Consider the following 19811-nt stretch of genomic DNA (forward strand, 5'->3'; position numbering starts at 1 on the left):
CCGTACAGGCTCTGCGCGGGGCCGGAGGTCCTTCCGGGCCTCGTCTGCATGTCAAGGTTTATGCCGATTTGAACACTTTCCGCATGGCCTTGGTTCCGCAGAGTGAATAAGGGGCCCAATAGCAGATCTCGGCTTGACTCGCCCGGAGCAGCACACTTGTAATTTCACTCGTGTCGTTCAGCCGAAATCGGTAACGGCTACATCACGGGGACGCGAAAGACAGACGAGGGGCGCACATGACCGAGACGGTGCAGCAACTGCTGGTCGACGACGCGGACGAGGAACTCGGCTGGCAGGAGCGCGCACTGTGCGCCCAGACCGACCCCGAGTCCTTCTTTCCTGAGAAGGGCGGCTCGACCCGTGAGGCCAAGAAGGTCTGTCTCGCCTGTGAAGTCCGCTCCGAGTGCCTCGAATACGCCCTCGCCAATGACGAACGCTTCGGCATCTGGGGCGGTCTGTCCGAGCGCGAGCGCCGCCGGCTGAAGAAAGCCGCGGTCTGAACCGCACGGCGCACGACCACACGGGCAACGGCCCGTCGCAGGTGGGTTGTCCACAGGCGGCGGGCCGCAATCATGCCCAGCCGATAGTGTGGCTGCTCGTCCGAGACGCCTCGCCGCCACCAGCGGGCGCGGGAGTCCACCGCAGTCCATCGAACCGGGGCCCGTACCTCGATGTCCGTGCACAGCCATACGGCAGCCCAAGCAGACGCTGCCACTCCTGAGTTCCCGCGTCACGTGGTGACGGCGGTGATCGTCTCCCACGACGGCGCCCGCTGGCTGCCCGACGCGCTCGCCGGGCTGCTCGGCCAGGAACGCCCCGTTCAGAGCGTCATGGCGGCCGACACCGGCAGCGCGGACGCCTCCGCCCAGCTCGTCACCGACGCCCTGGGCCCCGACCACGTGTTGCATCTGGCCCGGCGCACCGGCTTCGGCCAGGCCGTCGAGGAGGCCAATCGCACGGCACCGCTGCTGACGCCGGACGAGCTGACCTACCTGAAGCGGCCCAGCGGCTGGGACCCCGTCACGCGCTCGTGGCGCGACGACGCGTACGACATGCCCGAGCTCCCGTACGGCGAGCCGGTCCAGTGGCTGTGGCTGCTGCACGACGACAGCGCCCCCGAGCCCGACGCCCTGGCCCAACTGCTGCGCGTCGTGGACAACGAACTGGAGCTGGGCCGCGACGACGTGGCGATCGTGGGCCCCAAGCTGCGCGGCTGGTACGACCGGCGCCAGCTCCTGGAGGTCGGCGTCAGCATCGCCAACTCCGGCCGCCGCTGGACGGGCCTGGACCGCCGCGAACAGGACCAGGGCCAGCACGACCACGTACGGACCGTGCTGTCGGTGTCCACCGCGGGCATGCTGATCCGGCGCGACGTCTTCGAGCAGCTCGGCGGCTTCGACAAGCGGCTGCCGCTCATGCGCGACGACGTCGACCTGTGCTGGCGCGCCACGGCCGCGGGCCACCGCGTCCTCATCGCCCCCGAGGCGGTCGTACGCCACGCGGAGGCCTCCTCGCGCGAGCGCCGGACCGTCGACTGCGTGGGCCGCGCCGCCACATCCCCGCACAAGGTCGACAAGGCGGGCGCCGCCTACACCCTCCTGGTCAACACCCGTACGGCGGCGCTGCCCTGGGTGCTGTTCCGTCTCGTGCTCGGCACCGTCCTGCGCACCGTCGCCTATCTGGTCGGCAAGGTCCCCGGGCAGGCCCTCGACGAGATCCGCGGTCTGCTGGGCACCCTGCTGCGGCCCGAGCGGATCATCGCCGGACGGCGCAAGCGCGGCACCCCGCAGATCGACAAGGGCGAGCTGCGCCCGCTCTTCCCACCGCCCGGCGCGACCGTGCGGGCCACCGTCGAGCAGGTCGCCGGCGACCTGTTCGGCAGCTCCGACCCCGAGGCGGTCTCCGGCGCGGGGCGGCACGGCGGCGCGGTCGAGTCCGGACCCGGCGGCGACGACGCCGACTTCCTGGAGATCGAGCAGTTCGCCCGCCTCAAGCGCATCGCCCGCAAGCCGGGCCCGATGCTCTTCCTGGTGCTGCTGTTCTTCTCGCTGGTCGCCTGCCGAGACCTGCTCGACAGCGGCGCGCTCTCGGGCGGCGCCCTGCTGCCCGCCCCGGCCGACTCCAGCGAGCTGTGGTCGCGCTATCTCGACTCCTGGCACCCGGTCGGCGCCGGCGGCAGCCCGTCCGCGCCGCCCTACCTCGCGCTCGTCGCGATGCTCTCCTCCACGCTGTTCGGCTCGACCGGCCTGGCGATCACCCTGCTGCTGGTCTGCTCGGTGCCGCTGGCCGGCTTCACCGCCTACTTCGCCTCCCGCCCGCTCGTCGAGTCCCGCCTGCTGCGCGCGTGGGCGGCCGTCGTCTACGCCTTCCTGCCCGCCGCCACCGGCGCGCTCGCCGGCGGCCGCCTGGGCACCGCCGTACTCGCCATCCTGCTCCCGCTGCTGGCCCGCGCGGGCATCGCCGCCAGCGGCCTCACACACGCGTCCGGCGCACGTGGCAGCTGGCGCGCCACCTGGGCGTACGCCCTGCTGCTGACGATCACCACGGCGTTCACGCCGATCGTGTGGCCCCTCGCGCTGGTCCTCGGCGTCGCGGTCCTGGCCGTGCGCCGGGGCGACATCACCGCGTACGGCCTGCGCTTCCTGGCCCAGCTCGGCACACCGCTGCTGGTCCTCGCGCCCTGGTCGCTGTCACTGCTCCCGTTCGGCTTCTTCCAGGAGGCCGGTCTGGAGTACGGCTCCTCGGCCGCCTCCGCCCTCGACCTGCTCGGCGCGAGCCCGGGCGGCCCGGGCACGGTCAGCGGGCTGATGCTCATCGGCATCGTCCTGGCCGCGCTGGCCGCCCTGCTGCGCTCCGAGCGGCAGTTCGGCATCTGGGCGGCCTGGCTGGTCGCCCTGGTGGGCCTCGTCTTCGCGGTCCTGTCGAACAGCTCCACCTGGGCGGGCCCCGCGACCCTCGTCTACGGCATCGCCCTGCTGGCCGCCGCCGTCCTCGGCGCCGACGGCGCACGCGCGCGTGTGGCCGAGCAGAGCTTCGGCTGGCGCCAGCCGGTGGCCGTACTGATCGCCTTCGCCTCGCTGGCGGGCCCGCTGCTGGTCGCCGGCGGCTGGATGATCGGCGGCGCCGACGGGCCGGTCGAGCGACGCGACCCCGTGCAGGTGCCCGCGTTCGTCGCCGAGGAGAGCGGCACCCGCGACCAGGCCCGCACGCTGGTCCTCGACAGCGACTCCACCGCGCGCGTGGGCTACACCCTCGTACGCGGCTCCGGCGCCCGCCTCGGCGACGCCGAACTCGCGGCCGCCGACGGCGAGAACAGCCAACTCGACAAGGTCGTCGCCAACCTGGTCGCCGGCTCCGGCGCCGACCAGTCCGACCAGCTGGGCAAGTTCGCGGTGCGCTACGTCCTCATCCACAAGGGCGCGCCCCGCGAGGTCACGCGCGTGCTGGACGCCACCCCCGGCCTCAGCAGGCTCAGCCAGCAGGACGGCGGCGGCGCCCTGTGGCGGGTCGACCAGGAGGTCGCGCGCGCCACCATCGTGTCCGCCGCAGGCACCGGTACCCCGCAGCCCGTCGCCGCGGGCCCCGTCGACATCCGCACCACGGTCCCGGCCGGCGCGGACGGCCGCGTCCTGCGCCTGGCCGACACCGCCTCCGAAGGCTGGACGGCCACCTTGGACGGCAAGCCGCTCACCCGCACCACGGTCGACGGCTGGGCCCAGGGCTTCCGACTCCCCGCCTCCGGCGGCACGTTGGCCGTCACCTACGACGACCCGATCACGCACACCGCGTGGTTGTGGGCCCAGGGCTTCCTCGCCCTCGTCCTCGTCGTGCTCGCGCTGCCCGGCCGGCGCCGCGTCGTCGACGACGACCTGCCGGACGAGCCGGCCGTCATCCCCGCGCAGCCCGTGGCCGGCGAGGGCCGCCGCGCCCGCCGCCTGCGCGCCCAGGCCGAGTCCGAAGAGCCGGACCAGGGCGAGGAGTTCCCGGTTCCGCCCGCGGAGGACATCCCGGTCGCGGTCCCGCAGCAGCAGTCCTACGACGAGTGGGACCCGGCGCAGTACCCGAACGCGGAGTACGGCACCTACAACGAGCAGTACCAGGACGCCCAGCAGTACCAACAGGGCGCGTACGACCAGACGTACCAGGCCGATCCCTACCAGGGCGGCCAGTACGACCCGTACGCGTACGGCGGCCAGCCCCAGGGCGGTTACGACCAGGGCTACGACCCGTCGTACCAACAGCCGGGCTACGACCCCGCGTACGACCCGCAGCAGCACCCGCACCCGACCGAGCGCCCCGACGGGAGCCAGCAGTGAACCGCACCACCCTGTCCCTGATCGCCGGCACGGCGGCGCTCGCCGCGGTCACCGGGTTCGCCACGCTCAAGTCACCGAGCGACTCCGGTCAGGACACTGCCAAGGCGGCCGCCGTGCTGCCCGTGGAGCGCACCAGCCTGCTGTGCCCGCAGCCCAGCACCTCCGACCTCGCCGACACCTCGTTCACGTCCTTCACACCCGTCACGAAGGGCACGGCGGCCACCGGCAAGGCCGAACTGGCCGCCGCCGACGAGCAGTCCGACGACGGAAGCGCCGACTCGGGCAAGAAGAGCGGCAAGAAGAAGACCGCCAAGCCGGTCCTCACCCCCAAGGACCCGGGCACGCCGGTCACCGGTGACACCTCGGGCGGCGAGACCCCCGCGTTCGTCGGCACCGCCGAGGGCAAGTTCGCGCCAGGCTGGGCCGTTCAGGAGACCACCGAGGTCGCCGCGGGCCTGGGCCGCGGCCTCCTGGGCGTCAACTGCTCAGCGCCGGACACGGAGTTCTGGTTCACCGGCGCAAGCACGTCCGCCGACCGCACGGACTACGTCCACCTCACCAACCCCGACGACTCCGCGGCCGTCGTCGACATCGAGCTCTACGGCAAGGACGGTGCCCTGGACTCCACGGTGGGGGAGGGCATCACGATCGCGCCGCACTCCAGCGACCCGATCCTGCTCTCCACGCTGACCGACGAGAAGCAGACCGACCTCTCCGTGCACGTGAACGTGCGCAGCGGGCGGGTGGGCGCCGTCGTGCAGGCCCTGGACGAGAAGGTCGGCGGCGACTGGCTGGCCGCGACCACGGACCCGGCCGGCAGCCTGGTGCTGCCCGGCATCCCGAAGGACGCCACGGCCGTGCGCCTGATCGCCTTCACGCCCGGTGACGCGGACGCCGACCTCAAGGTGCGCCTCGCCTCCCCGTCCGGGCTGATCACGCCCGCCGGCAACGAGACGCTGCACGTGAAGGCGGGCATGACGACCGCCACCGACCTCGGCGACGTCACGCGCGGGGAGGCGGGCTCCCTGGTGCTCACGCCCACCGACCAGTCCGTGCCGGTCATCGCGGCGGTGCAGGTCGTGCGCGGCAAGGGCGCCAAGCAGGAGTCGGCGTACATCCCGGCCGTCGGCCCGGTCGGCACGCGCGCGACGTCCGCCGACAACAGCGCCAAGGGCTCCACCCTGTCCCTCACCGCCCCGACGGCCGGTGCCCAGGTCAAGGTCACCGCGTCGGCGGGCAGCGGAGGCGGCGCCGCGGTCTCCAAGACGTTCACGATCAAGGCGGGCACCACCGAGAACGTCGAGGCCCCGACCCCGACCGGCCTGAAGGGTACGTACGCCCTGACGGTCGAGACGCTGTCCGGCGGCCCGGTCTACGGCGCCCGCACGCTGGCCGCCACAGAAGGCGGCGTACCGGGCTTCACGATCCAGACGCTCCCGGACGACCGGGGGACGGTGGCGGTACCGCAGGCGGACCAGGATCTGTCGGTGCTGCAGAAGTAGACCGGTGCCGCGGAAAGCAGGGCGGCACGCGCGCGTAGGCGGGGCTCAGTCCTCGCCGTAGCGCGGATCCACCGTCTCCGGGGTCAGCCCCAGGAGTTCGGCGACCTGCTCCACGACGATCTCGTGCACCAGGGCGGCGCGTTCGTCGCGCCCCTTGGTGCGGATCTCCACCGGGCGCCGGTAGACGACCACGCGGGCCGGCCGTCCCTCGCGCGAGGGAATCGTGCCCCCCAGGGGGACCGCCTCGTCGTTCCACGCCTGACCGGGGCTGTCCAGCCGCGGCACCTCCAGGACGAGGAAATCGATGTCCGCGAGCTGCGGCCAGCGTCGCTCCAGGCGCTCCACGGAGTCCTGCACCAGATCCGCGAAGGCCTCGGCGCGGCTCGCGGCGAGCGGCACCTGGGGCGGCGCGATCGGGCCGCGCATGCCCCGGCCGTGGCGATCACGACGGCGGGGCCCGGGGGCGGCGGCACGGGGCGGTACAGGGTTGTCCATCACTGGTGAAGCGTAGTCCCCGCAGGGACCGCGTGCCCGACCCCACGCGCCGTCACGGACACCGTCGGACCGCCTCGGAAGGCATGTCGCCGGATGACCATTCCAGCCAAGGTTGGGCTCGATTCCGTATCTCTCCGAGACCGCCACCGACGAGGCAAATGACTGTGTTTGTACGGGTAGTTGATCGGTTCCGGGAGTGGGTGCGACCCTGTGAACGGCCGTTCGTGCAGGTCAACACCGTGTGGCGGGAGGGGTGTGTGGGGTGATTCACACCACGACACGGTGGAGTGACCTGAGGGAGAGTCGTCGCGGCCCGCTCAAGAGTGCGGTACCGTCCAACGTCGTGAGCCCTGTACGTCGCTGTTCGCGCACCGCTTGCGGCCGCCCCGCCGTCGCGACGCTGACGTACGTCTACGCCGACTCGACCGCGGTCCTCGGCCCGCTCGCCACCTACGCCGAACCCCACTGCTACGACCTGTGCGCCGAGCACTCCGAGCGCCTCACCGCGCCGCGTGGCTGGGAGGTCGTCCGGCTCCTGGACAGCTCCGCTCCGGCCCGCCCGAGCGGCGACGACCTGGAAGCGCTTGCCAACGCCGTGCGTGAGGCGGCCCGTCCGCAGGAGCGGGCGGCCGGGGCCGGCGGCGGGGGACGCGGAGCGGACCCGATGGAGGTCGCGCGCCGGGGCCACCTGCGCGTACTGCGGTCCCCGGACAACTGACCGTTCCGGTCGGCTGATTGATCCCCTCGTTGACGACCCCGTTCGTGTGCGTTCCGTGCACGTTCCGGCCAGTGACGCACGCCCATTGACGCGGACTTGTCGCGGACACGACCATTCCGTAAGTCGAAACGAGAAATCGCTTTCCGCATGCCGGAAGCGTGTGCGGAGTCGTCATCGGATCGCATCGGGGAGGCGTCCGTGTACGTCCAGCAACTGGAACCCGTCGCAGACTCACTGGGCCTGTCCGCCCTCGTCGCCGCCCTGCCCCTCGTGATCGTCCTGATCCTGCTCGGCGGCGTCCGCCTGAAAGCGCACCTCGCGGGCCTCATCGGCCTTCTTGCGGCCGTTCTGGTCGCCTGGCTCGCCTACCGCATGCCACTGGGTCAGACGCTCTCCAGCGCCGCCCAGGGAGCCGTCTTCGGGCTCTTCCCCATCCTGTGGATCGTCGTCAACGCCCTGTGGGTGTACCGGATGACCGTCCGCACCCACCACTTCGACATCCTGCGCCGCTCCTTCGGCCGGCTCTCCGACGACCCGCGCATCCAGGCGCTCGTCGTCGCCTTCTGCTTCGGCGCGCTCCTGGAGGCACTCGCCGGATTCGGGGCACCGGTCGCGATCTGCTCGGTCATGCTCGTCGCCCTCGGCTTCGACCCGGTGCGCGCGGCCGTGGTGTCCCTGGTGGCCAACACCGCGCCGGTCGCCTTCGGCGCGATGGGCACGCCGGTCGTGACACTCGCGCAGGTGACGGGACTTCCACTGGACACGGTGGCCTCCGTCGTGGGCCGCCAGACACCGCTGCTGGCCCTGGTGGTGCCCCTCGTGCTGGTCGGCCTGGTGGACGGGCGGCGCGGCCTGCGCGAGACCTGGATCCCCGCCCTGGCCTGCGGAGTCGCCTTCGCCATCGCCCAGTTCGCCGTCTCCAACTACGTCTCCGCGCAACTCGCCGACATCGCCGCCGCCTTGGCGGGCGCGGGCGCCCTGGTCGCCGTACCGCACGCGCGTGTGCCCGCCACCGAGTCCGTACGCGCGTCCGTGCTGACCGGCGCGCGCAGCGAGGAGTTGGACGAGGAGGACCCGCCCCGTGAAGTCCTGCGCGCGTATGCCCCGTACGCGCTGATCGTGGTGATCTTCTCGGTCGCGCAGATCCCGGCGGTCAAGGACTGGCTGGCCCGGGCGACCCGCCTGTACGACTGGCCGTTCCTGAACGTCGTGGGCGCGGACGGGAAGCCGGTCGGCGCGAACGTCTTCACCTGGCCGATCGTCTCGACGGGCGGCACGCTCGTGCTGCTCGCCGGGGTGTGCACGGCCGTGGTGCTCGGGGTGCACGCACGCGTGGCGGTCGAGGAATGGATCGCCACGGTGCGCGAGTTGAGGTTCGCGATCCTGACCGTGACGTCCGTGCTGGCACTCGCCTACGTCATGAACCTCTCCGGACAGGCCGCCACGATCGGCCACTTCGTGGCGGCGGCCGGGGCCGGACTGGCGTTCCTGTCACCCGTCCTGGGCTGGTTCGGCGTGGCCGTCTCCGGCTCGGACACCTCCGCCAACGCGCTGTTCGGAGGCCTCCAGGTGACCGCCGCCCGCGAATCGGGCCTGTCGCCCGCGCTCCTGGCCGCCGCCAACAGCTCGGGCGGAGTCCTCGGCAAGATGATCTCCCCGCAGAACCTCACCATCGCGTGCGCGGCCGTGGGCCTCGCGGGCCGCGAGGGCGATCTGCTGCGCAAGGTGCTGCCGTGGAGCCTGGGCCTGCTCCTGGTGATGTGCCTGATCGTGGTGGGCCAGAGCTCACCGGTCCTGGGCTGGATGCTGCCGTGACCCGTCCCCGCCCTGAACCCGTCCACCCCACCCTGACCTGAGGTTACGTCTGGAAGTCGACTCAGCGTCCACACAGCGCACTGTCAGTGAGGGCGGGTAGTTTGAGGCGACCGACAGGACTTTCAGATGGGGTGGACCGTGGCTGCTGATCTGTCACAGATCGTGAAGGCGTACGACGTGCGCGGAGTGGTCCCGGACCAGTGGGACGAGCCGCTGGCCGAACTCTTCGGGGCCGCCTTCGTCCGCGTGACCGGCGCCGACGCGATCGTGACCGGCCACGACATGCGCCCCTCCTCGCCCGGCCTTTCGCGTGCCTTCGCGCGCGGGGCGGCCGCACAGGGCGCCGACGTCACCGAGATCGGCCTGTGCTCCACGGACCAGCTGTACTACGCGTCGGGCGCGCTGAACCTGCCGGGCGCGATGTTCACGGCCTCGCACAACCCCGCGCGGTACAACGGCATCAAGATGTGCCGGGCGGGCGCGGCACCGGTGGGCCAGGACACGGGCCTGGTCGAGATCCGCGAACTCGCCGAGCAATGGCTGGAGTCGGGCGCTCCGGAACCCACGGAGAAGTCGGGAACGATCACTCAGCGAGAGACGTTGTCGGATTACGCGGCCCACCTCCGCTCCCTCGTGGACCTGACCTCGATCCGCCCCCTCAAGGTCGTCGTCGACGCGGGCAACGGCATGGGGGGCCACACGGTCCCGACGGTCTTCGAGGGTCTGCCCCTGACTCTCGTCCCGATGTACTTCGAGCTGGACGGCACCTTCCCCAACCACGAGGCGAACCCCCTGGACCCGGCGAACATCGTCGACCTCCAGCTGCGGGTGCGCGAGGAGAACGCCGACCTCGGCCTCGCCTTCGACGGTGACGCGGACCGCTGCTTCGTCGTCGACGAGCGCGGCGAGCCGGTCTCCCCGTCGGCGATCACGGCCCTGGTCGCCGCGCGCGAACTCGCCCGCAACGGCGGCGAGGGCGTCGTCATCCACAACCTGATCACGTCCTGGTCCGTCCCGGAGGTGGTCCGGGAGAACGGCGGCACCCCGGTCCGCACCCGCGTCGGCCACTCCTTCATCAAGGCCGAGATGGCCCGCGCGGGCGCGATCTTCGGCGGCGAGCACTCGGCCCACTACTACTTCAAGGACTTCTGGAACGCGGACACGGGCATGCTGGCCGCGCTCCACGTCCTGGCGGCCGTCGGCGGCCAAGAGGGCACTCTCTCCGCCCTGGTCGCCCAGTACGACCGCTACGTGGGCTCCGGCGAGATCAACTCCACGGTCGCCGACCAACAGGACCGCCTGACGGCGATCAAGTCCGCGTACGAGTCCCTGGACGGCATCACCGTGGACACCCTCGACGGCCTCACCATCACGTCCACCGACTGGTGGTTCAACGTCCGCCCCTCCAACACGGAACCGCTCCTGCGGCTGAACACGGAGGCGAGGGACGAGGCAACGATGACGAAGGTACGGGACGAGGTGTTGGCGCTGATCAGGGGCTGAAGCGGAGGGGATAGGGAGACTGCGCTTCTTGGATGGCAGTCCGTATCTTTCAGCCCGTCCGGCGTTTGAGGACGAGGCCGTTCAGGCCGATGCGGGGGTCTGGGGGCGCAGCCCCCAGTGGGGTCGAAGGGGCAGCGCCCCTGGGGATGGGACGGGTAGGGGCGGCGGGGGCGAGAACCCCCCGGCCCCATTCACACGGCGGTACCCTGACCAGGCACATCCCCACACCACCCCGCACACGCAAAGCCAACGCACGTGCACCCGCCCGAAGGGACACCCCATGCCGCTCGAAGCCGGCCTCCTGGAGATCCTCGCCTGCCCCGCCTGCCACGCCCCCCTCAAGGAGCAGGACACCGAGCTGATCTGCACAGGTCAGGACTGCGGCCTGGCCTACCCCGTCCGCGACGGCATCCCCGTCCTCTTGGTCGACGAGGCCCGCCGCCCCGCGTAAGACCCCACGGCACGGCCCGTACCGCGACAGCCCGCGCAACGCAGGCCCACGCACCAGGACCAGCCAGAACAAAGACCAAGACACAGGACCGGCACAGCTATTCGGAGGCTGCCGCCCATGCTCGACGAGTCGCTGCTCGACACCCCCGAGGCACTCACGGAGGCAGACCACCGCGGCCTCCTACGCGGCGCCGCCGAAGCGGGCGCCCGCGTCCGCACCGCGGCCCGCCACGCGGTGGAGGCCGGCATCCCGGAACTCAAGCCCGACGGCCGCCCCCGCGCAGTCCTCATCGCGGGCCCCGGCGCCGCCGCGACCTGCGTCGCCGACCTCCTGGGCACCCTGGCCGGCGCCGGCAGCCCCGTCACCCGCCTCGCCCCCACCGGCGTCGCCCCCGCGGCCGGCGCCCTGCGCTGGGACCTCCCGGGCTGGGCCGGCTCGGTCGACCTGCTCCTGATCGCCACCCCGGACGGCACCGAACCCGGCCTGTCCCTGCTCGCCGACGCGGCCTACCGCCGCGGCTGCTCGGTCGCCGCCGTGGCCCCCGCCCGCACCCCGCTCAGCGAGGCGGTGGACGGCGCGCACGGCCTGTTCGTACCGATGGCGACGGCTCCGTACGAGCAGGAGGGCCCGCTCACCGCGTCCGCCCCCGGCGTCCTGTGGGCGCTGCTCACGCCCCTCCTCGCCCTCCTCGACCGCACCGGGCTGCTCTCCGCCCCGCCGGAGGACCTGGAGAAGGTCGCCGACCGCCTCGACCACGTCGCCGAGCGCTGCGGACCGGCCGTCGCGACCTACAGCAACCCCGCCAAGACGCTCGCGGCCGAACTCGCCGAGTCACTGCCCGTCGTATGGACCGAGGGTGTCTCGGCCGGTCCGGCGGGCCGCCGTTTCGCCGCCGCCCTCGCCGAACTGTCCGGCACACCCGCGGTGGTGGCCGAACTCCCCGAGGCGCTCGTCGCGCACAACGTCCTGTTGGCGGGACGGCTCGCCGCCAGCGCGGACCCCGACGACTTCTTCCGCGACCGCGTCGACGAGGCGCCCGCGCTGCACGCACGCGTGGTGCTGCTCCGCGACCGCCCGATCGGCGGCCTCACCGCGGCCCCGGCAGCCCGTGACCTGGCCCTCGGCCACGACACGCCGATCAGCGAGCTGGAGCCGGAGGAGGGCGGCGAGTTGGAGACCCTCGCCGAACTGATCGCCATGACGGATTTCGCCGCCGTTTACCTGGCGCTCGCCTCAGGGGCCTGACCTGGACGCCTGCGCGGCGACCGTCGTACCCGCGCACCGACACCCGTAGACGCACGCGCGCGTGAGCGCACACGCACGCACCGAGAACCGGCAGAGAGAACCGCATGGACCGCCTCGACAACACCGTCCGCCCCTACGCCTGGGGTTCCACCACCGCCATCCCCGGCCTCCTCGGCGTCGAGCCGAGCGGCGAACCCCAGGCGGAGATGTGGATGGGCGCCCACCCGGGCGCACCCTCGCGCACCGAACGCGGCACGCTCGTCGAGGTGATCGACGCCGACCCGGAACGCGAACTCGGTCCGGCGGCCGTGGCCAAGTTCGGCCCCCGCCTGCCGTTCCTCCTCAAGATCCTCGCCGCCGGCGCCCCCCTCTCCCTTCAGGTGCACCCCAACCTCCAGCAGGCGAAGGAGGGTTACGAGGACGAGGAGCGCCGCGGCATCCCGATCGACGCCCCGTTCCGGAACTACAAGGACGCCAACCACAAGCCCGAACTGATCTGCGCGCTCACCGAGTTCGACGGCCTGTGCGGCTTCCGCGACCCGCTCCAGGCTGCCGGCCTGCTCGACGGCCTCGGTGTCGACTCCCTCAAGGCGTACGTCGATCTGCTGCACGCGCACCCCGAGGAAGCCGCCCTGCGCGAGGTCCTCACGGCGATCCTCACCGCCGACCCCGAACAGATGCGCCATACGGTCGCCGAAGCCGCGGCCGCCTGCACGCGACTGGGCGGCACGTACACGGCCTACGCCGACATCGCCCACCACTACCCGGGCGACCCGGGCGTCATCGCGGCGATGCTCCTCAACCACGTCCGACTCCAGCCCGGCGAGGCCCTGTTCCTCGGCGCCGGCATCCCGCACGCCTACCTCACCGGCCTCGGCGTCGAGATCATGGCCAACTCCGACAACGTCCTGCGCTGCGGCCTCACCCCCAAGCACGTCGACGTGCCCGAACTCCTGCGCATCGTCCGCTTCGAGGCCGGCGACGCGGGCGTCCTGCGCCCCGAGGCGTCCCCGGACGGCGAAGAGGTCTACGAGACGCCGATCGACGAGTTCCGGCTGTCCAGGTACGTCCTGCCCGACGGTGGCACCGCGCCCGACCTCACCCGCGAGGCACCGCAGATCCTGCTCTGCACGGCGGGCTCGGTGCGCGCGGGTGACCAGCAGCTGACCCCGGGTCAGTCCGTCTTCGTGCCGGCCGCCGAGCGGGTCGAGGTGTCCGGGGCGGGCACGATCTTCCGCGCCACTGTGATCGTATGACCGGGGCTGTGGATACCTGACGCGCCGTTCGCGGACGGGGCTGCAAGAATGGCCCACCGGCAAAGGACGGGCAAAGCGACGGCCGCGGCGACTGCGGAGCCCGGCCGACGTAGACGCACGAAGGCGAAGGGACAACGCGGACACATGAGCGCGTCAGGCGGCACCAGGGCGATCGTGGCAGCACTCGGAGCCAACCTCGCGATCGCGGCATCGAAGTTCGTCGCGTTCGCGTTCAGTGGCTCGTCGTCGATGCTCGCCGAGGGCGTCCACTCGCTCGCCGACTCCGGCAACCAGGCCCTGCTGCTGATCGGCGGCAAGAAGGCCCAGCGCGAAGCCACTCCCCAACACCCCTTCGGCTACGGCCGCGAGCGGTACATCTACGCCTTCCTCGTGTCGATCGTCCTCTTCTCGGTCGGTGGCATGTTCGCCCTGTACGAGGGCTACGAGAAGATCAAGCACCCCCATGAGATCGAGCACTGGTACTGGCCGGTGGGCGTCCTGGTGTTCGCGATCATCGCCGAGAGCTTCTCCTTCCGGACGGCCATCAAGGAGTCCAACGAGCTGCGCGGCACGCATTCCTGGTCGCAGTTCATCCGCCGCGCCAAGGCGCCCGAGCTGCCGGTCGTCCTCCTGGAGGACTTCGGCGCGCTCATCGGCCTGGTCCTCGCCCTGGGCGGCGTCGGCCTCGCGCTGCTCACCGACGACGGCGTCTGGGACGGCGTCGGCACGCTCTGCATCGGCATCCTGCTCATCCTGATCGCGCTCGTCCTCGCCGCCGAGACCAAGTCACTGCTGCTGGGCGAGGCCGCCGGCATCGAGGACGTCAAGAAGATCGAGACCGCGATCGTCGACGGCGACACGGTCACCGGCATCATCCACATGCGCACGCTCCACCTCGGCCCCGAGGAACTCCTGGTCGCCGCCAAGATCGCCGTGGACCACGACGACACGGCCGGCCAGGTGGCCACCGCCATCAACGCCGCCGAGGCCCGCATCCGCGAAGCCGTCCCGATCGCCCGCGTCATCTACCTCGAACCGGACATCTACAGCGAGACCGAAGCCGCCAAGGGCCCGGACCTCGAGGCGACCCCCGGCGGACCGGCCCAGCACCCGACTGCCGAGCACTGAGGGAAACGGGCCCGGCAGCCGCCGTCGGCATCCCGTCGACGCTCCCTGGCGCACACCGTGATCGGCTCGATCTGTTCGTAGGTGGACTGGGGACGGCCGGGTCGCCCGGTGTAGCTTGGAAACAGAGCCAGACGTCGCTGCTGATGGCGGTCGGGCGGTCCCGACGCGGACCGACCGAGGGAGAGAGGGCCTCCGACGGACTGCGCTGCGCGTACGCGGGCATGCCTGTGTCCTCCTTCGGGGCACCCCTGTGTCCGCCGCCGCGCAGATCAGCCGTAGCCCCAACCCCGAGGAGCAGCTCCCAATGACCACTGTCGACAACCGACAGGACTTCAAGGTCGCCGATCTCTCCCTGGCCGAGTTCGGCCGCAAGGAGATCACCCTCGCCGAGCACGAGATGCCCGGCCTGATGTCGATCCGCCGTGAGTTCGCCGAGGCGCAGCCGCTGGCCGGCGCCCGCATCATGGGCTCGCTGCACATGACCGTGCAGACCGCCGTCCTCATCGAGACCCTGGTCGCCCTGGGCGCCGAGGTCCGCTGGGTGTCCTGCAACATCTTCTCCACCCAGGACCACGCGGCCGCCGCCATCGCCGTCGGCCCGAACGGCACGCCCGAGAACCCCCAGGGCGTCCCGGTCTTCGCCTGGAAGGGCGAGACCCTGGAGGAGTACTGGTGGTGCACGGAGCAGGCGCTGACCTGGCCGAACACCCCCACCGGCGGCCCGAACATGATCCTGGACGACGGCGGCGACGCCACCATGCTCGTCCACAAGGGCGTCGAGTACGAGAAGGCCGGCAAGGTCCCCTCCCTCGACACCGCCGAGTCCGACGAGCACCGCGTCGTCCTCCAGGTCCTGCAGCGCACCATCAGCGACGGCTCGCAGAAGTGGACCCAGGTCGCCTCGGAGATCCGCGGCGTGACCGAGGAGACCACGACCGGCGTGCACCGTCTCTACGAGATGCACCGCGACGGCACCCTCCTGTTCCCGGCGATCAACGTGAACGACGCCGTCACCAAGTCGAAGTTCGACAACAAGTACGGCTGCCGCCACTCCCTGATCGACGGCATCAACCGCGCCACCGACGTCCTCATCGGCGGCAAGACCGCGGTCGTCTGCGGCTACGGCGACGTCGGCAAGGGCTGTGCCGAGTCCCTACGCGGCCAGGGTGCCCGCGTGATCATCACCGAGATCGACCCGATCTGCGCGCTGCAGGCCGCGATGGACGGCTACCAGGTCACGACGCTGGACGAGGTCATCGACAAGGCCGACATCTTCGTCACCACGACCGGCAACAAGGACATCATCATGGCCGCGGACATGGCCAAGATGAAGCACCAGGCGATCGTCGGCAACATCGGCCACTTCGACAACGAGATCGACATGGCCGGCCTCGCGCAGATCCCGGGAATCGTCAAGGACGAGGTCAAGCCGCAGGTCCACACCTGGACGTTCCCCGACGGCAAGGTCCTCATCGTGCTGTCCGAGGGCCGCCTGCTGAACCTGGGCAACGCCACCGGCCACCCCTCGTTCGTGATGTCCAACTCCTTCGCGGACCAGACCCTGGCCCAGATCGAGCTGTTCACCAAGCCCGAGGAGTACCCGACCGACGTCTACGTGCTGCCCAAGCACCTCGACGAGAAGGTCGCCCGCCTCCACCTGGACGCGCTCGGCGTGAAGCTGACCACGCTCCGCCCCGAGCAGGCCTCGTACATCGGCGTCGAGGTCGAGGGCCCGTACAAGTCGGACCACTACCGCTACTGACGCCACCGCACGACTCGGCGCACACCCTGGGGAGACGAGCGCGTCGGTGCGCTGACACGCTCACCTCACCAGCAGCAGATCCTCCGAGGCAGGCCCCCGCACCCCCGTGCCGGGGGCCTGCCCCTTTGGCCCTGTAGCCCCGTCGCCGGACCAGCCCGTCAAGATCCAGGACCCACATGCCCCGCGGCCGTTATTCGCTCCACGATCCGCACGATCACACCCCCCTCGCCGAAGAACACTTCCACTGCGCCCCCGGCCCTTCGGGCTGGCGCTATGTTTCCCAGGTGACCACCCCGTCGGGCGACCACAGCGGCTCCGTCGACCTCACCCTCGACGAACTCGGCCGCCCCATCCGTCTCGAACTCCATGCCGCGGGCTGGCAGGTGCGCGGTGCCGCCCTCGACGGAGTCACCTGGGTCCGCACGGACCCCACCGGAGCCGAGGCCGCCGAAGGCAACGTCCCCGCTCACGCCTTCACGGGCACGTCTCCCGCGTTCCTCATCGCCACCGCTCGTCTCCTGCGCCTCACCCCTTCCGCCTCGGCAACCCGCGTACGCCTCGTCACCTTCACCGACCCCGTCCTCGCCCCGCGCACCGTGGACCAGTCCTGGGCCTTGCTGAAAAGCCAAGCACACGCCACTGACAACGGCCCTCTGCCCGTGGACGAATACCAGGTCACAGCCCTGGACACGGGCGAGCAGCACGCCGTGCACATCGCCGGCGACGTGGTCCTCGCGGCGCCCGGGATCGAGCTGGAGGACCTTGAGTCACCGCCGTCCGTGTTCGCGTGAGGCGAGGCTGTGGCGGCGCGGACAGGGGGCGGCTATGCCGGGGGTGCGAATCCAGTGCTTCCGGCGGGGCCGGTGGGCTCGGCGGTTTCGTTGGTCTGGGTTGCTGGGGTTGCTGGGGTTGCTGGGGTTGCTGGGGTTGCTGGGGTTGCTGGGGTTGCTGGGGTTGCTGGGGTGCTCGGGTAGACGGGGAAGGCTGGAGGCGCGGCTCCGAAGGCCCCGGCGACCGGTGCTCCGGGCCTAGGCGGGCTGGCCACGGCAGGGCCGCGCAGTCCCGATCCGTTCGCGTAGGACCGTCGTACCTCCCGGGCCTGCCGTTCCTGAACGACCGCCGCCAGATACGCCGCCGGCGGAACGCCGTGCGGAGCCGGAGTCCCCGTACGAGCCGCGAGATCGGAGGCGAGTCGCTCCGCCATGGTCCAGCCGACCTGTGGGTCGAGTTGCTGCATACGCGTCAGGTACTGGCGGATGGCGAGCCACAGCCCATCAGGAACCGCGGACAGATCCAGCTCCGCGAACCGACCCGCCAGCCAAGGCGGCGGCGGAGGCAGGAAGCCGGAACGAGCGAGCGGCACCCTTTCCCGTACGACGAGTGTCCCGGCGAAGACGTCGCCGAGCCGCCGGCCGCGAGCGGAGACCAGGGACGCGATGACGGCGACGGACCCGAAGGTCATCAGGATCTCGAACACTCCGATCCCACCGCGCACCAGCGCATGCCGGAACCGGATCGGCCCGCCGTCGTCCCGCACCACACGCAGTCCGCAGGCCATTTTCCCGAGGGACCGCCCGTGACTGAGCGTCTCGACCGCGATCGGCGCACCCACCAGAACCAGCACGAAGCTCGCGATCGTCACCGCGATCTGCGCAGCATCGTCCAGCGAGGCGGTCGCGGCGACGAGAGCGATGGTCAGCGCGGTGTAGGCGAACACGGCCACGATCAGATCGAGCAACACCGCAAGCGCCCTGCTGGGCAGCCTCGCAGGGCGTAGCTCCAACGCCACAGCCTCGCCCGTCACCAGCTCACTCACGCTCGTCGTCCTTCCCTGGCCTGCCCCGTGAACGGCCAGTCTGCCAAGCTGAGGGCACATTGCGCCGCAGTACGACAAGCTGACATCAACGACGAGCCGCCGACGACCAGCCGAGGAGCAGGCACACCGATGGACCTCGACGTCTTCGTCACCGCCCACCGAGCCGAGTGGGACCGCCTCGAAGCCCTCCTCGGACGTCAGCGCCGTCTCACCGGCGCCGAGGCGGACGAACTCGTCACCCTCTATCAGCGCACGGCGACCCATCTCTCCCTGATCCAGTCCAGCGCCCCCGACCCGCAACTGACGGGCCGCCTCAGCCAACTGGTGGCACGCGCGCGTAGTGCCGTGACAGGCACCCGACGAGCCTCTTGGCGAGACGTCACGCGCTTCCTTACGTACGGGTTCCCCGCGGCGGTCTACAGATCGCGGTACTGGTGGGTCCCCACGGCACTCCTGTCCACGCTGGTGGGAGCGCTCCTGGGGTGGTGGATAGGCACACACCCCGAGGTGCAGGCCAGCATCGCGGCCCCCAGCGAACTGCGCGAGCTCACCCGCCCCGGGGGCGAGTACGAGACGTACTACTCCAGTCACCCCGCGGCCTCTTTTGCCGCTCAGGTCTGGACGAACAACGCCTGGGCCGCCGCACAGTGCCTGATCCTGGGTGTCTTCCTCGGCCTGCCCGTCCTCTGGATCCTCTTCCAGAACATGCTCAACCTGGGTGTCGGTTTCGGCCTCATGTCGTCGGCCGGCCGACTCGACACGTTCCTCGGTCTCGTCCTCCCGCACGGACTGCTGGAACTGACGGCCGTCTTCGTGGCCGCGGGTACCGGACTCCGACTCGGCTGGACCGTGATCGACCCCGGCCCACGCTCCCGACGCACGGCGCTCGCCGAAGAGGGCCGCGCGGCTGTGGGCATGGCGATCGGCCTCGCGTTGGTCCTCTTCGTCTCCGGCGCCATCGAAGGCTTCGTCACCCCGTCCGGTCTGCCCACCTGGGCCCGGATCGCCATCGGAGTGGGCGCCGAACTCTCCTTCCTCGCCTACGTGTTCATCCTGGGCGGCCGAGCGGCCCGGACCGGCGAGACGGGCGACGTGGAGGCGGCCGAACGCAGCGCCACGGTGCCCATGGCTGCCTGATGTGCAGACACGTCTGTTGAGCTGTTAGTCTCTCCTTCGCCCCACAGGAGCCGTTGACTCGGAGCCGGTGGGGAGGTAGATTCGAACAGTTGCCTAGAACTGGATCTGATCCGGTCGGCAGTAGTGAGTGTCTGTCTACTTCTTCAGAACGGCGATAGCACGTCGATTACGAAGAAGTTCTCCCGATAAATCGGAAACGAGCGGCCGGTCAGTCCGGCCCGGAACTTCTGATAAAGTCGGAGTCGCCGGAAAGGGAAACGCGAAAGCGGGAACCTGGAAAGCACCGAGGAAATCGGATTGGAAAACGATCTGATAGAGTCGGAAACGCAAGACCGAAGGGAAGCGCCCGGAGGAAAGCCCGAGAGGGTGAGTACAAAGGAAGCGGCCGTTCCTTGAGAACTCAACAGCGTGCCAAAAGTCAACGCCAGATATGTTGATACCCCGTCTCCGACCGCATCTGCGGTTGGGGCGTGGTTCCTTTGAAGAACAAAACACAGCGAGGACGCTGTGAACGGTCGGGCTTATTCCGCCTGGCTGTTCCGCTCTCGTGGTGTCATCCCGATTACGGGAGAACATTCACGGAGAGTTTGATCCTGGCTCAGGACGAACGCTGGCGGCGTGCTTAACACATGCAAGTCGAACGATGAACCACTTCGGTGGGGATTAG

At 70.8% G+C, this 19811-nt stretch carries 15 protein-coding genes and 1 rRNA gene; 14 read left to right on the top strand and 2 right to left on the bottom strand.

The features are described from left to right. The first annotated feature begins 236 nt into the window (after positions 1-236). From ACIP6U_RS15455 to ACIP6U_RS15465, 3 genes are all read left to right on the top strand, one after another. Positions 237-500 (top strand): WhiB family transcriptional regulator, encoded by a 264-nt coding sequence (locus tag ACIP6U_RS15455; protein WP_010034659.1) that lies wholly within the window; start codon positions 237-239, stop codon positions 498-500. Positions 501-671: 171 nt separating this feature from the next. Beyond that, positions 672-4316 carry a glycosyltransferase gene (locus ACIP6U_RS15460; protein WP_401716923.1) on the top strand — a complete coding sequence of 1215 codons (3645 nt, stop codon included), beginning with the start codon at positions 672-674 and terminating at the stop codon, positions 4314-4316. Further along, positions 4313-5818 (top strand): DUF5719 family protein, encoded by a 1506-nt coding sequence (locus ACIP6U_RS15465; RefSeq protein ID WP_401716926.1) that lies wholly within the window; start codon positions 4313-4315, stop codon positions 5816-5818. The genes ACIP6U_RS15460 and ACIP6U_RS15465 overlap by 4 nt, the downstream gene beginning before the upstream one ends. Positions 5819-5863: 45 nt before the next feature. Here ACIP6U_RS15465 and ACIP6U_RS15470 read toward each other — a convergent pair whose 3' ends face one another. Continuing rightward, entirely contained in the window at positions 5864-6313 is a 450-nt protein-coding gene (locus ACIP6U_RS15470) for a metallopeptidase family protein (protein WP_401717032.1), read from the bottom strand. Positions 6314-6605: 292 nt separating this feature from the next. On the opposite strand from ACIP6U_RS15470, the gene ACIP6U_RS15475 reads away from it, so the two are divergent. The 9 genes from ACIP6U_RS15475 to ACIP6U_RS15515 all read left to right on the top strand — a co-directional run bounded on the left by ACIP6U_RS15475 (position 6606) and on the right by ACIP6U_RS15515 (position 16982). Beyond that, a complete protein-coding gene (locus ACIP6U_RS15475) occupies positions 6606-7031 on the top strand; it encodes a DUF3499 domain-containing protein (protein WP_401717035.1) in 426 nt (141 codons plus the stop codon). Positions 7032-7229: 198 nt separating this feature from the next. After that, positions 7230-8846, top strand: a complete 1617-nt coding sequence (locus ACIP6U_RS15480) for an L-lactate permease (RefSeq protein ID WP_401716928.1) — start codon at positions 7230-7232, stop codon at positions 8844-8846. A gap of 138 nt (positions 8847-8984) precedes the next feature. Next, positions 8985-10349 (top strand): phosphomannomutase/phosphoglucomutase, encoded by a 1365-nt coding sequence (locus tag ACIP6U_RS15485; protein WP_401716929.1) that lies wholly within the window; start codon positions 8985-8987, stop codon positions 10347-10349. Between the two features lie 280 nt (positions 10350-10629). Next, entirely contained in the window at positions 10630-10800 is a 171-nt protein-coding gene (locus tag ACIP6U_RS15490; protein ID WP_007382472.1) for a Trm112 family protein, read from the top strand. A gap of 117 nt (positions 10801-10917) precedes the next feature. Further along, positions 10918-12045 (top strand): SIS domain-containing protein, encoded by a 1128-nt coding sequence (locus ACIP6U_RS15495; protein ID WP_401716932.1) that lies wholly within the window; start codon positions 10918-10920, stop codon positions 12043-12045. A 104-nt stretch (positions 12046-12149) separates the two neighbouring features. Then, positions 12150-13301, top strand: a complete 1152-nt coding sequence (gene manA / locus ACIP6U_RS15500; protein ID WP_401716934.1) for a mannose-6-phosphate isomerase, class I — start codon at positions 12150-12152, stop codon at positions 13299-13301. 144 nt (positions 13302-13445) lie between these two features. Then, on the top strand, positions 13446-14429 hold the full coding sequence (locus tag ACIP6U_RS15505) for a cation diffusion facilitator family transporter (protein WP_401716935.1): 984 nt from the start codon (positions 13446-13448) through the stop codon (positions 14427-14429). Between the two features lie 304 nt (positions 14430-14733). After that, the gene (gene ahcY, locus ACIP6U_RS15510) at positions 14734-16191 is read left to right on the top strand and encodes an adenosylhomocysteinase (RefSeq protein WP_401716938.1); all 1458 of its coding nucleotides are present in this window, start codon (positions 14734-14736) and stop codon (positions 16189-16191) included. Between the two features lie 176 nt (positions 16192-16367). Next, positions 16368-16982, top strand: a complete 615-nt coding sequence (locus ACIP6U_RS15515) for a hypothetical protein (RefSeq protein WP_401716941.1) — start codon at positions 16368-16370, stop codon at positions 16980-16982. Positions 16983-17014: 32 nt separating this feature from the next. Here the strand turns inward: ACIP6U_RS15515 and ACIP6U_RS15520 are convergent, their stop codons facing one another. Continuing rightward, positions 17015-18007, bottom strand: a complete 993-nt coding sequence (locus ACIP6U_RS15520; protein ID WP_401716942.1) for an RDD family protein — start codon at positions 18005-18007, stop codon at positions 17015-17017. Positions 18008-18136: 129 nt separating this feature from the next. Between ACIP6U_RS15520 and ACIP6U_RS15525 the strand changes: the two genes are divergently transcribed. Both ACIP6U_RS15525 and ACIP6U_RS15530 read left to right on the top strand, forming a co-directional pair. Next, positions 18137-19144 carry a stage II sporulation protein M gene (locus ACIP6U_RS15525; RefSeq protein WP_401716945.1) on the top strand — a complete coding sequence of 336 codons (1008 nt, stop codon included), beginning with the start codon at positions 18137-18139 and terminating at the stop codon, positions 19142-19144. A gap of 575 nt (positions 19145-19719) precedes the next feature. After that, positions 19720-19811: ribosomal RNA gene (locus ACIP6U_RS15530) — 16S ribosomal RNA — on the top strand; the annotation flags it as partial.

The organism is Streptomyces sp. NPDC088794 (genome assembly GCF_044750545.1).
In the GTDB taxonomy this organism is placed as follows: Bacteria; Actinomycetota; Actinomycetes; order Streptomycetales; family Streptomycetaceae; genus Streptomyces.